Below are 12965 nucleotides of genomic sequence, written 5' to 3'. Positions count from 1 at the left end.
CGCAGTGGGATAGCCCCCGAGAGGAGAAAGCCCTCACCCGCGCCTTCGGCGCGACCTTTCCCGCAAGCGCAAGCGAGAGAGGTTGCACCGAGCCCGCGGCAATCGATTTGACCTAAAGCCATTCCGCTCTAGCTCCATGGCTGCGGCACCGGGCTTTCTGGCTTGAAGCTCCATCAGGCGGGGGCGGCGCTAGATCCGTTCGAAACTATCGACGTTGGTCGTCACGGCGCGCCACCAGTTCAACGGCTCGAGCCTGGCAGGCTCGCCCTCCCTGGCGGCACTCAGCGCCTGGTCGGCGACGACGAACCAGGCGGTCTCCATCTTTCCATGCCGCAACAGCCCCGTGTAGGAAACGACGCGGTCGCCTGTCGCAGACGAGCCCACGGCGACAAAGCCGATGCAATTGCCCCTGTGAAACCCGGTGACCTGCACCGTTTGTCCATAGAAGCCGCTATCTTCGAGCGCCGTCTCGAAAGTGCCTTCGATGCGCCCCTCCGTCTCGCTGATGATGCGTAGGATGGAGCCGAACTGATTTCGCCAGCTGCCGACCCACGACATTCCGGTTCTCCCACGCTCACTTGCCCGGCGCGACGCGCAGCCGGTGCAATCGATGCAGCTCCCCGGCGGCGTCCTTCATCAGGCTGCGCGCCGCCTCTCGCTCCTGGCCGACGATGAACCCAGATGCGAAAGCCTGGGCGCGCCGGTTCGCCGGCGGCGCCGACAACGCCGTCTCCGTCGCCAGCTCGCGATGCGTCATGAAGTCGTTGAGCGATCCCAACGCGGATTGAATCGCCTTCAGCCGGCCGGAGAGGCTTGCGAGCTGCCCCTGGTCGCGATCGCTGTAGAGGCTCACGAAGAAGTCGACGGCATAACGGATCTTCTTGATCCTGATCCGCAACTTGTGGCGTTGCATCGGATCGAGATCGTCCAGATGCTTGCCCTGCTTGCGCGCCTTCCTGATCCGGCGGTCCAGTACCGAGGCGGCGTAAGCAGCAATCGACCGATCGTCATCGGCGCGGGACTGTCCGGTCTCGATCCACTCGAGCACGTCGATCAGCAGGCGGCGATAGCGGGGTGATTCGACCGCCTCGCGGGCGCGCGCGAAGGCGGCCCTCCGCTCCGCGAAAAACTTCTTGGCGATCGCGCGAGCGCCGCGTTTCGGCACGCCCTGATCGGCGATCGGCCGAATGCTTTCATTGAGAAAGACGTCGATCTCGCGTGCCGGCGCCAGCTCGCCCGTGAGCCATTTGAGCTCGGTCTTGATCCGCTCCGTGCTGGCGCGCGGCAGGATGTCGGAGAACAGCGAGATCGCGGCCCGTAAGCGTCGCAGGCCGACGCGCATCTGGTGGACGCCTTCCGAATCCATGTCCCGCACCGGATCGGCATTCGCCGTGATCTGACGCAGCGTCGAATGCGCGATCACGCCGAAGGCTTTGCGCGGCGACAGCTCGTGTGTCAGCTCGATCGGCTCGGCATGCTGCGCGCCCGCGCCGTTTCCCGTCACGAGTTCAAAGCCTCGCTCGGCTTTCGAGCGCAGATCGAGCTCCGCGCCCGTTCTGCGTTCGAGATTGCGCGCCAGCCGGAACAGGTCGGCGGCCTGTCCGGACTTCAATTCCAGTTCGAGCTCAGCCACCGGCCGGGAACGCCGTCCGGCGCCGATGCGGCCGCGGTCGACGGCGAGCTCGATCTGGCTCCGTCGCACCCGCCTTGCTTCAGTCGTGCGGTGGACCTCGGTCCGAAACACCGCCCGCAGCTTGCGCGGAAGTTTCTTGGACGCGAGATCCGCAAGAGGCGTGTTCTTGATCTGCTTGAAGTCGGGCCTTGCGCCTGCGACCTCATGCTCCCATTCGCCGCGCGTCACGGTTCCGGAGCCGCCGGCCTTCACGGTCTGCACATAGCGGTCGCCGACCTTGCGGATGCGGAGCGTGAGACCATGTCGCCTGAGCTTCTGCTTGCTGGTGTCGTAATAGGTCGACACCAGATCCTGCTCCGACCGGTCGCCGCGCTGTCCGTTTAACGCGCCATCGCGCAGGACGGATGACAGCTTTCGTGGCGCAAGGCGGAATTTGAGTTCCGTTTCGGCATTCATCGGGCACGCTTCCGTTGCCCATTCAAAGTGGCGCCACCGCGAGAAGTTCCGTGTGCAACGCGCATTTCGGATGGCGATGCGCGTCGGCCAATTGCCGCGTCCGCCGGTTATGGAAATTCACGGAACTTGCCGCGAGACCGGTCGATTGAGGCGCAGGCTAGAATGAATCCGGTCAGTTCATTGCGGCGGCGGGGGCGGTGGCGAAGGCGGCGATGCTTTCAGCTTCTCGACAATCGAGAGGAATGTCGGGGGCGCCCCGGTCTTCGCGTCGACCGAAAGACCTTCGCCGCACTCGAATGCACGTTCTGCGATCTCGTAGCCGAGTGCTCGATAGCTCTCGAATTGCGATTCCGAGAAGAACTGGTTCAACGTGGTCTCGTGCGGAAAGGTCGCGTGGGCTATCGCATAGCTCAACACACCCATGGGCTCCGTGCCGTGCAGGCCCGACTTGAAATACAGGAGCAGTCCGTTCTGCGAGTCGCCGCCATCGGCCTCACGATAGAGAATGTCGCCGATCGCCCAGTAGGGCGCTTGCTCGGCGGGGGTTGGACGTTCCTTGAAGCGCTTCTTCAGGAGGTCAAGCCCGTCCAGGTCGATGCGTACTCCGAGATCGATCCAGATCTTGCGCAGCGCATTGCCGAGGTCCTCGAAGGAATAATCGGGGTCGCAGCCGGCGTCGCTGACCACGATCACGCGGCAGCGCCGGCGGACCATCTCGTAGAGGCCTAGATTTTCGAAGTGCCCGCCGTCGGTCAGGTAGACCCAGCGCTCGGTCTCGCTGGTCAGTCCGAACATCTCCATGAAGAACGGTCGGAGCGCGTTCGTTGGCTTGACCTCCGAATAGTACGGATTGTCGCCGCGCGGATTGGCGAGCCACCAGCCGAGCCGCACATTGAACAGCGCCATCAGGAAGGCGACGCCCGGCGAGGAGTTGTAGCCCATGCTCGGACTCACGGCCGCGCCGGAAATCGCCATCGCGGTCCCGAGCGTCAGCTTTCCACCGTAAGGCTGCGGCTGGTGGACCGTGGCGTAGGTCGTTCGGTATGCACCGTCCGAAAAGACCGCGCTGCCGCTGCCGCAATGGAGTGGCGAGAACGTGAAGGGCGCGGCCATCCGTTCCTGCCATGCCAGGTTCTTGGATGACACCAGGTTGAGCGCCCCGCTGATGACGTGGAACGGCTTCCATTTGGCCCCTGTCGGCGCGACGCCATGCTCCCAAAGCTCGTGCAGGAGCGGGCTGTCCCGGCCATCGAAATCCGTAAAAGCGTTCTTCGTCTTGTCACGCTCCTTCTCGTTGCGCGACGCGCCCAGAAAGGCGCGAACCAGCCGATTCCGGTAGAGGCCGTGGAGTGAGTATCGGTTGATGCTGAGGACATGTGCGGCCGCGTAGATCAGCGCGCCGAGCAAGATGCCCGCCAGGAACACCATGGTCCAGGGCATGTGACCGTCTGCGCCGGAGGCAAGCGATCTGAAAGCTGCGTCCCAGCCGATGGACAGCAGAGCGACCAGGACGGCCGCGAAGATCGCCGCGGCGACGGCCGCGATCGTGTTGAGTCCGAGATATTGGCGCAAGCCTGAAATCTGCTCGGCGGCGGTCTTGGTCTTCGAACTCGCTCCGAGGAGGATGGAGAGCAAGCCGGAAAGACCTCCTCCGGCTGCGAGCGAGGGCACGGTTGCACTGCCAATCTGGGTCTCGATCCATCTTGCAGCCGGTGGCGCGCCGAGCACGAGCCCGAACCACACGAGCCAGCCGAGATAGGCCAGCGTGAAGAGCCCGCTCGACCGCGCCTGAAATTCCAGCCCAACATCCACTTCGGACAGGAACTCGGCAAACGAAATATAGGTCACGTCGGCGACGATGCGCGCCAGCACGATCCAGGGTAGCCCGAATACGCAGGCAAAACCCGCCGCCGTGGCGGCGGAGTCGGAGGGGTTGATGCTCCAGAGCAAAATCAGTCCCACGGCGCTCAGCAGACCGAAAGCCGCGCCGGCGACAGCCCAGGCGATCAGCTCCATCCACGGATGCTTGGGGCGCGACTCGGGCGGCGGCCGGGACGATCTCCCGAAGATGATCGTCCACAGGGGCGCCAGCGCCCAGGACGCCAGGAAAAAGATCATGCCAAGGATCGTTCCGCGGATCAGCACCGCCGCGGCCGGATGCTGGTCGTTGAATTTCTCGACAAATTCGAAGCCGCTGACGCGAAGCACATCCGTGAGAGTCTTCAGACCATACGGGCTCTGCAGCACGAGCACCAGCAGTGCGGCTCCGACAAGGAAGGGAGCGAGATCGCACAGGAGAAAGCGGGGCTGCGAGACGTTGATCCAGCCGCGCGCCGGGCGGTTTGCGACGGAGAAGGACAGGGAAACCAACAAGCACAGCGTTGGTATGGCCATCACGACCAGAAACCATATCGACCTTTCCGTGATGCTGTGGGCGTCGATAAGCGCAAAGTAGAGCGCCTTGGTGACGAGCACCGCAAGGATCATCGGAGGGACGAGCAGGATCCAGTTCAGGAACAGATTGCGCAGGACGCTGGCGACATCGCTCCACAGGTCGGGAGAAAGCGACGAGAAGCTTGGAGAGAGGAAGTGCGAGTTGCGCCGAAGGTTGGAAATCGGCTCGGCTTCCTCGTGGTCTCCGAGCGGACCGCGGCTCTCGCGCATGGTGAGTGCTGGAACCACCTTATCCGGCGGGACGCTTGGACCGGCGGTTCCGCAGAGTGGGGGGACAATCAGAGCCTGTCGCCCCTTCTCGCGCTGGCGCTCCTGATACAGCCAGGCCGACAGCCAACTGCCGATATAACCGCCTCCCGATACTGTCGACAGATACTCGAACTGCTTCAGGGCCGAGCCGGCCTTCTCGTTCTTGCGTTTCGACGTGACCTCCAGCGCGGCAATCCTTTGCAGGATACCGAGCGCAAACGCCGCGCTGCGGATTCCGCCACCGGACAGGCACAGCGCCCATCGCTCGTCTGCGTTGAAGGTCCGATAGATTTCTAGGAGCTGATCGGGGACCTGCTCGGTCTGCGGCGGCAATGGCCCTGGCGGGATTTCGGAGGAGGCGAGCCGATTTGTAATCGTTAGGTCGAAGGGTAGTATTGAAGAGGGCTCAGACGCTGGCGGTGCCGGGACTGGCGGGGCGCTGGCCGCCGCATCGTTCTCGGTCTTTGGCGGGAATTCCAGAGGATCTCCGCGGAGCGCCCGTCGTTCCTCCCAGAGGACCTGCGCAAGATTCAATGCGCCCATGACACCCTCCCGCTGTTTTTCCGATATCGGTCCAAGCTAGCGATAACGGGAATAACGGGCGTGTGAAGTAATTCACAAACACGCGTAAATTGTTAAAGGGTGAGGCCGTCAGCACGCGCGTCAGGACCGGAGGACGGCAGCCGGCCCCGCTCGTGACAGCGGCATCACTTCAGCTCCTCCAGCAGTCTTTGCGCCTCTTTGAGCAGCAGTCGCTGCTGTCCCGACTCGGCTTTGGCCGCTCGCGTGAACAGGCCGTGCTTCTGTGCGTTCCGGTTTCCTCTCGGCGCCCCTGATCGCCTTGCTCCACCGTGCATGCGACATCGCTGCTTCCCCCGCCTGGCCGGGGCGCGGCACGGGCCGCCGTCGCGAGTCCTCGCGCAGCAGCGAGGGCTCGACTGCATCGGTGCCGTGTTGCGGGCGTGGGCGCCGGTCATCGGCTCGGCCCCTGCCTTGCGTCGCTTTGGCCTGTCTCCGCAACGAGCACGCCCGCATGCTGCGTGACGTTGCCCACGATCGCCCGTCCGCCGTCCTGCACCGACAGGTTCTGCACCGTGATTGCGCGCTCGTCGCTGTTGCGATGGCGATTCAGCGCTTCGACCTGAGCGGCGAAGGTGCGGGAGAGCCGGGTCAACGCGCGGGCGATGCCCTCCTGCTGCGCGAGATCGTCGGTGCAGGCCAGCCGGCAGGCACAGCGCATCGCCGCCATGTGCACCGACACCATCTGCGACACCAGCATGGCCTCGACGGAATCCTTCGGCGCGATGCTCCTGATCGTCGAGATCATGAAGGCGAGGTTGGCTTCGTCGGGCTTCTGCCCGACCGCGCTGGCTTTGACCAATTGCCTCAATATGCCGTGCATCGCGTCGCGGTCGGCGGCGCCGAGCGCCTCGACCAGCAGCTGCTCGCCGGCTTGCGGGTCGGGATGGCTGATCGCAATGCGCCGCTTGTAGAGTTTGACGCGCGGGTTCGCGGCGGGGGCGCTGCGATCGGATGCCGCGAGCGGCGAAGTGATGGGACGTGAGAGAGCTGTCGTCATGTGCTGTGTCCTTCTGGCGGCGCAGGCGCGAACGGCCGTTCGCTGCTGCGCGCGAATGCGAATTTTGAAATGTCGATGAAGGGTTTAGGCGCAACCGCGTCGGACGGCTCGGCCTGGCGGGCCATGACGCTCGCGACTGTTGCGATGATGCCAGTATGCCACTGTTTTGCCCGACGCCTCAGAATTTATTTCGTGAAACCGAAAAATTCGTCCACCGCCCGCAAGTCCTTGTTCTGACAGGGGCGGTCTACTGTGCATGGGGTTGTTTTCGCATTTTTGTTTTGGAAGCGGCGCGCATGTGCCGTGCCACGGAATGCCGGCAGCCAAACGCGATTGCGAAATCCCGCACGGCCGCTATTCATGACTCCAAGGCGTCGCACCAAGAAGCATGCACAAGCGGCGCCAAGAGGTCTGGGAGAGAACGAATGCAACGAACGGCCCGCCTGCTGGCAGTCATCGCAGGACTTTGCGCCTTGGCGCTGGCGACAGAGGCTCTCGCGCAGAAATATCCGTCGCGGCCGGTCAAGATCATGGTCGGCTTCAGCGCGGGCGGGCCTGTCGACGTCGTCGCGCGCATCATCGGCGATCGGCTCAGCAACAAGCTCGGCCAGCCCTTCGTGGTCGAGAACCGCGCCGGCGCCAACGGCATGATCGCCGCCGAGGGCGTCGCGCGCGCGGATGCGGACGGCTACACCATGCTCGCCTGCAACTCGTCGACGATCACGCTGAACAAGACGCTGTTCAAGGATATCCGCTACGATCCGCAAGTGGACTTTGCGCCGCTCACCACGGTGGTGTCGGCGCCGCTCGTCCTCGTCGTCAACCCCGAGAATCCCAAGACGGCGAACGTCAAGTCGGTCGCCGATCTCGTCGCTGCGGCCAAGGCCGCGCCCGGCGCGCTCGCCTATGGCTCCGGCGGTAACGGCAACCTCGCCCATCTCGCCATGGAGCTGCTCAGCCAAAAGGCCGGCATCAAGCTGATCCACGTGCCCTATCGCGGCGGCTCGGCCGCCGAGGTCGGCATCCTCGCGCAGGAGGTGCTGGCCGTGTTCGATCCGCTCTCCGCCGTGCCGCTGGTCAAGGCCGGCAAGCTGCGCGCGCTGGCGGTGTCCTCGGCCGAGCGGCTGCCGGCGCTGCCCGATGTGCCGACCGTGGCGGAAGCCGGTTATCCCGGCTTCGACATCTCGTTCTGGGTCGGCTTCTTCATGCCCAAGGCGACGCCGGCGCCAATCCTGGAAACCCTGCACCGGGAGATCGTCGCCGCCGCCAAGGATCCGGCGGCCGAGGAGAAGCTCGGCTCGCAAGGCGTCGTCAGCGTGCTCAGCCCGGCTGACTACGCTGCGAAGATCGCCAAGGAGACCAAGGAGCTCGCCGAGGTGGTCGCGGCCGCAAACATCAAGGCGGAGTGAGGCGGCGCGCTATCCGCCGATCAGCAGCGTAAGCCGGTCGAGCAGCGGACGTTGTCCTGCGTTGATCTTCTCCTGCGCCGCGCCGAGCGTGAACCATTCGGCGCGGTCGACTTCCGGAAAGGCCTGCCGCTTGCCGCTGCGCGGCGGCCATTCCATCTCGAACGTGTTGCTGCGAATGCTGCGCACGTCGAGATCGAGCGCGGCCGCGAAGGCGGTGACGCGCTTGCCCCCGCGCTGCCTGACCTCGCCAAGCGGGGTCAGCGGCACGGACAGCTCGAGTCCCAGCTCTTCCGCGAACTCCCGTCGCGCGGCGATCTCTGCGTCGTCTCCGTCCGCGTACTCGCCCTTCGGGATCGACCATGCGCCGAGATCCTTGTTGCGCCAGAACGGCCCGCCGGGATGGACGAGGAGCACCTCGATGTTCCCACGTTTGCGATAGGCGATGATCCCGGCACTCTTCGCTGGCATTGCAGGTTCCGCAGAAAAGAGCGCGGCCTTCCTTCGGGAAAAACTGGAACTGCTCGTTTTAACGCAGGTTAGTAGCCCAGTTTCATTAGTTGAAAGGGAGTGAACCATGATCCGCCTGTTGGCAACCACCGCCTTGGGGGTGGTGCTGGCGAGCGCCGCGTTTGCGCAATCGCCCAGCACGAATCCGCCGTCTCAGCAGACGCCGCAGTCCCAGTCGAATACCACCGCGCCATCCGCGACCTCGCCTTCGAGCGCGGCCGACAAGCAGCAGACCACGTCGCAACCGCAGCAATCAACGACGTCGGGAACGCCAGCCCAGACCACGCAGGCCAACCCACAATCGTCCGGCTCCGGCACCGCCAATACGGGCTCGACCGCGCAGTCACAGAGCGGGACGGCAAATTCCAATGCAGCCGGCAACCAGCCTGCAACGCAGCAGAGCGCCAACCCGCCTCCTGCGAACACCAACCAGGCGCAGGACCGGTCCAATCCGCCGCCGGCCAACAATCAGGCCCAGCAGGCACCTGCCGCATCTGGAACCAACCAGGCCCAGCAGGCACCGACCGCGCCGACGAGCAATCAGGCTGCCGCCCAGACCGACGTCAATATCAGCAAGCAGCAGGAGACCAGGATCAGCGCGTCGATCTCGCACCTGAACGTGCGGCCGCTGACCAGCGTCAATTTCTCGCTGAATGTCGGCACGGTGGTTCCGCGCGACGTGCACCTCTCGACACTGCCGCCCGACGTCGTCGAGATCGTGCCGCAATATCGCGGCTACAGCTTTGCGCTGGTGAAAGATCAGATCGTCGTGGTCGATCCGGCGACCTACAAGATCGTAACGGTGCTGCCGTATTCGGGCCAGTCCACGGCGACAACGACGACGACCACGCGCGAGCGCAGCGCCAGCAAGTTCTCGGATCGCGATCGCGAGGTGATCCGCAAGCATGCGAAGACCCGCACCGAAGGACGCAGCGAGGCGCGGACCACCGGCAGCACCGCACGCACGGAGATGCGCATCGGTGATCGGGTCCCGGAGACCGTCGAGGTCGAGGAATTCCCGACCACGGTCTACCGCGATGCGCCGGGCTTGCGCGAATATCGCTATATCCATCGCGACAGCCGGACCTACGTCATTGAGCCGCGCGAACGTCGGGTGATCGAGGAGATCGATTAGCTCAATGGAGATCGGAGCCGCGCAAGCGAGCGGCTCCGATCGCTAGCCTGACGTCCGTTCGCGCGATGCGATGCGAACGGCGCGCGCCTTCGCGCTCTTTCCGGCCGCGCGTGCCGCAATCATGCTGCGTGCCTTGCCGGGACCCGCGGCATTCTTCCGCAGCAGGGTTGCGAATTGCTTGCGCGCGCGGTTCGTCGTCAGGCGCGCCGCGAGTTGCTCGGCCTTGCGAATGATGCCCGCAACCGAAGGCGTCAGGTTCACCGGAACCCAGGCGACGTCCTTGGCCTTCGAAAGGCTGCCGATGCCCTCGCACGGCGCTTCGCGCGGCAGGTCGATCCTGATCGCGAGCGCCTCCGAGCGTTCGATCCAGTCTTCGGCTTTGGTGCCGGTGATGATCCGGACATAGTCGCGCGTTTCGCGCGGCAGCTCGCTCTCCCTGGCAAGCCATTTCTGGATGCGGCCGGGACCGGCATTGTAGGCGGCGGCAGCAAGGCCGAGATTGCCGAAATCGTCGCGCAGCTTGCGCAGGAATTTCGCCGACGCCGGCAGCGCCTTCATCGGATCGAAGGGATCGTCGAGCCCGACCTCGGCCGCCGTCCCCGGCATGAACTGAGCGACGCCCTGCGCGCCGGCGTGGCTGACCTCGTTGGACTTGAAGCGGCTCTCCTGCCAGATCAGGCGTGCGAAGAACGGCACCGGAATGCCGCTGGATTCGGCGGCCGCGCGCAGCGCGTGACAAAATCGTTCGGTTGGCGAGGGCTCGGCCTGCACCGCCGGCTCGACCGCGCGTGGTGGCTCGATCACCTGCTCATAGGCCGCGTGCGCGTTGGCAAGCTCGATCGCCTGCACGCTGGCGACGAAGAGTTCGACCACCGGAACAAGTGACGAGGCATGATTGTTCTGGAGAACAGTAGTGTCGAAACGTGATGCTTGCCGGGACGCCGACGGATCGAGGTCGCACATCAGAAGCAGAAATGCGGCGCAAGCCGCGACGACAAATCGCATTTGCGGGGACAACCTCGAACTGTGGGATGAACGGCCAGCGCTGCGCCGGCGATAGGAAGTTCTTAACCGTCCGATTGCGGCAAAGCTGCGGTCTCCTCGGTTCCTTCGGTGTTAGTACGGTGTTCCCGAAGAGAAACCTTCCGCGGGTTTGCGGGCCGCTTGCGAGTGGGATGTGCGATGACGATGCGATGGATGCTTGGCGCGGTGATTTCGCTGTGGCTCGTCGGCCCGGCGCTCGCAGGCAATCTCGATCCGGCTACGGTGAACGAAGCTGCGCGTCCTGCGAAGCCGCCGGCCACCGACAAGCTGAATGCAGCCGTGGTGAAACTTCAGGTGCTGCTCGATCGCGCGCAATTCTCGCCCGGCGAGATTGACGGCAAGTTCGGCGAGAACGCGCAGAAGGCGCTCAAGGCGTTCGCGGAGCAGAACGGCATCGCATCCGACAAGGGAGTCGCGCCGGAGCTCTGGGACAAGCTGACCGCAGCGAGCGAGGGCCCCATTCTCGTCGACTACAAGATCACGGACGCCGATGTGAAAGGGCCATTCCTGGAGAAATTGCCTAGTAAGCTCGACGACATGAAATCGCTGAAGGCGCTGAGTTACACCAGCCCTCTCGAAGGACTTGCCGAGAAATTTCACATGAGTGCGGATCTGCTCAGGGCGCTCAATCCGGGCAAGGCGTTCGACAAGGCAGGAGCGACGATCGTCGTTGCCAACGTTCCGGCACGGCGCGAGCTGCCGCGCATCGCCCGGCTCGAAGTCGACAAGACGCACGGGACCTTGAAAGCGTTCGATGCCAGCGGCGCTCTGCTGGCGTTCTATCCGGCGTCAGTCGGCAGTCCGGATCGCCCGACGCCGACCGGAACGCTGAAGGTCACCGGCACCAACGCGCAGCCGACCTACCATTACAATCCCGAGTACAAGTTCAAGAGCGTCAAGTCCAACAGGCCGTTCGACATCCAGCCGGGGCCCAACAATCCCGTGGGAGCATACTGGATCGGCCTGTCGGCGCAGGGCTACGGCATCCACGGAACGGCGGAGCCGGACAAGGTCAGCAAGTCGGCGTCGCACGGCTGCGTCCGCCTGACCAATTGGGACGCGCGTGTGCTCGGCGAGAACGTGAAGCGCGGTACACAAGTCGTCTTCCTCGATGCGCCGACGGAATCCTCATCGAGGCGGCAGGGCACGCCAGCTGCGAAGCGTGCCGCGAATTAGTCCTTGGGAAAATCCTTGCGCATCGCGATCTCCGCCGCGTCGCCGGGCGACAACACGGTCTGGTCGAAGGCGGCCTGCGGCGTCGTCATGATGTCGTAGAGCGAGATGCCCTTGATCGGCTTGCCCATGAGCTCGCGGACGCATTCGGCGAGCGTGCCGTTGTAGACGAGATAGGGCGGACCGCGATCCTTCTGCCTCTCGCCTTTCAGCGACGGCCATTTCTTCAGTTCGGCCGGCGCGTCATAGGCGATCGGCGACCCGTCTTTGAACATGCGTTTGGCCCCGGTGGCTTGGATGGCCGCGAAGCCTACAGCCGCCGGGTAAACACCCGTTAAAGAATTGGTTCAAATCAGCCGGCAACGAAGGCGAGCAGGGTGCCGTTGGCCTTGGCCGGCGGCACGCAGATCGCAGCTCCGCTCCGCACGGCGGCCGACCCCAGCGCCATCTCGGTCGCCGCGAGATCGCCGCTCACCAGCACCAGCGCGGCGCCGCCGCGCTCGGAGAGGCCGGTCAGCGGCACGCCGGGATAGCGCTTGGCGAGCTGGTCCAGCGTCAGATAGACGAAGTCGGCGCGATCGCCGCCGGAGGGCACGCTGACCGCGCCGTCCGCGTCGGTCTTGGCTTCGCGGTCGATCAGGCGGGCGAGATGCGCGGCCTCCTTGGCGGGCTCTGGCGTTGCGATCAGCGTCTGCTTGATCCGCTTGGCCGCATTGGCGTGGGTCATCAGCTCGGGAATCCACACGGTCTCGCGGGTCTTGTGCTGGCAGGCGAAGATGCGCACACCGCCCGGCGCTTCCGCCGTCGGCCACATGAAGGTGCGGAATTTCGCTGCCGAGATCGTACCATCAGGCAGCGTGACAGGGCGTTCGAAATCGGTCGGGCCGATCGGCTCCAGTCCCCGTGCGCGGATCTCCTCGGCGCCGGCCGCGCTATCGACCGCGGTGAAAGCGATGCGCTCGATCCCTTCGCCGCGCTTGTCCAGGAAGGCGCGCGCGGGAACATTGAGCTCGGTCGGGGCGAGCACTCCGAGCAGCTCCATATAGTCGGGGTCGAACATGATGGTGTAGTTGCCGGTGCCCATATGAACGCTGTGGGTGCCGCGCGGGGACACGGTGAAGCCCAGTTGCCGATAATTCTCGGCGGCCTTGTCGAGGTCCTTCACCATGACGACGGCGTGGTCGATACCGATGACGTTCTTGAGGGCCACTGTTCTCATCCCCGATTGCAAGCTGACTTTGCGCCGCGCCGGCGGCTGCCGGCCATGTCTACGCCGGATGAACGGCCAAGTCATTTTCAATTCGGCGGGGAGAAGCGGAATTTCAT

At 64.6% G+C, this 12965-nt stretch carries 12 protein-coding genes; 3 read left to right on the top strand and 9 right to left on the bottom strand.

What is annotated here, in order from left to right; genetic code table 11:
- Positions 1–189: 189 nt before the first annotated feature.
- The 5 genes from ACNJYD_RS27945 to ACNJYD_RS27925 all read right to left on the bottom strand — a co-directional run bounded on the left by ACNJYD_RS27945 (position 190) and on the right by ACNJYD_RS27925 (position 6371).
- Positions 190–558, bottom strand: coding sequence for an avidin/streptavidin family protein (locus tag ACNJYD_RS27945; protein ID WP_439363912.1), 369 nt, complete (start codon positions 556–558; stop codon positions 190–192).
- Between the two features lie 16 nt (positions 559–574).
- Entirely contained in the window at positions 575–2089 is a 1515-nt protein-coding gene (locus ACNJYD_RS27940; RefSeq protein ID WP_439363911.1) for a CYTH and CHAD domain-containing protein, read from the bottom strand.
- A 177-nt stretch (positions 2090–2266) separates the two neighbouring features.
- On the bottom strand, positions 2267–5125 hold the full coding sequence (locus ACNJYD_RS27935) for a hypothetical protein (RefSeq protein WP_439363910.1): 2859 nt from the start codon (positions 5123–5125) through the stop codon (positions 2267–2269).
- A gap of 374 nt (positions 5126–5499) precedes the next feature.
- Positions 5500–5736 (bottom strand): HGGxSTG domain-containing protein, encoded by a 237-nt coding sequence (locus ACNJYD_RS27930; protein ID WP_439367523.1) that lies wholly within the window; start codon positions 5734–5736, stop codon positions 5500–5502.
- A gap of 29 nt (positions 5737–5765) precedes the next feature.
- The gene (locus tag ACNJYD_RS27925; RefSeq protein WP_172783860.1) at positions 5766–6371 is read right to left on the bottom strand and encodes a hypothetical protein; all 606 of its coding nucleotides are present in this window, start codon (positions 6369–6371) and stop codon (positions 5766–5768) included.
- Positions 6372–6796: 425 nt separating this feature from the next.
- On the opposite strand from ACNJYD_RS27925, the gene ACNJYD_RS27920 reads away from it, so the two are divergent.
- Positions 6797–7780 carry a Bug family tripartite tricarboxylate transporter substrate binding protein gene (locus ACNJYD_RS27920; protein WP_212254713.1) on the top strand — a complete coding sequence of 328 codons (984 nt, stop codon included), beginning with the start codon at positions 6797–6799 and terminating at the stop codon, positions 7778–7780.
- Positions 7781–7789: 9 nt separating this feature from the next.
- Here the strand turns inward: ACNJYD_RS27920 and ACNJYD_RS27915 are convergent, their stop codons facing one another.
- Positions 7790–8248, bottom strand: a complete 459-nt coding sequence (locus tag ACNJYD_RS27915) for an NUDIX domain-containing protein (RefSeq protein WP_212254714.1) — start codon at positions 8246–8248, stop codon at positions 7790–7792.
- A 106-nt stretch (positions 8249–8354) separates the two neighbouring features.
- Between ACNJYD_RS27915 and ACNJYD_RS27910 the strand changes: the two genes are divergently transcribed.
- Positions 8355–9422, top strand: a complete 1068-nt coding sequence (locus tag ACNJYD_RS27910) for a DUF1236 domain-containing protein (RefSeq protein ID WP_212254715.1) — start codon at positions 8355–8357, stop codon at positions 9420–9422.
- Positions 9423–9464: 42 nt separating this feature from the next.
- Here ACNJYD_RS27910 and ACNJYD_RS27905 read toward each other — a convergent pair whose 3' ends face one another.
- The gene (locus tag ACNJYD_RS27905; protein ID WP_439363909.1) at positions 9465–10427 is read right to left on the bottom strand and encodes a lytic transglycosylase domain-containing protein; all 963 of its coding nucleotides are present in this window, start codon (positions 10425–10427) and stop codon (positions 9465–9467) included.
- A 177-nt stretch (positions 10428–10604) separates the two neighbouring features.
- Here ACNJYD_RS27905 and ACNJYD_RS27900 point away from each other — a divergent pair, with 177 nt between their 5' ends.
- On the top strand, positions 10605–11642 hold the full coding sequence (locus ACNJYD_RS27900) for a L,D-transpeptidase family protein (protein ID WP_439363908.1): 1038 nt from the start codon (positions 10605–10607) through the stop codon (positions 11640–11642).
- Here ACNJYD_RS27900 and ACNJYD_RS27895 read toward each other — a convergent pair.
- The gene (locus ACNJYD_RS27895) at positions 11639–11914 is read right to left on the bottom strand and encodes a hypothetical protein (RefSeq protein ID WP_439363907.1); all 276 of its coding nucleotides are present in this window, start codon (positions 11912–11914) and stop codon (positions 11639–11641) included. The genes ACNJYD_RS27900 and ACNJYD_RS27895 overlap by 4 nt on opposite strands.
- 77 nt (positions 11915–11991) lie before the next feature.
- A complete protein-coding gene (locus ACNJYD_RS27890) occupies positions 11992–12849 on the bottom strand; it encodes a VOC family protein (protein ID WP_439363906.1) in 858 nt (285 codons plus the stop codon).
- Positions 12850–12965: the final 116 nt, after the last annotated feature.

Origin of the sequence: Bradyrhizobium sp. SPXBL-02, assembly GCF_051853065.1 — a bacterium.
Classification (GTDB): domain Bacteria; phylum Pseudomonadota; class Alphaproteobacteria; order Rhizobiales; family Xanthobacteraceae; genus Bradyrhizobium.
The sequence above is the reverse complement of the archived record's forward strand: the minus strand, read 5'-3'. Positions and strand labels throughout refer to the sequence as shown.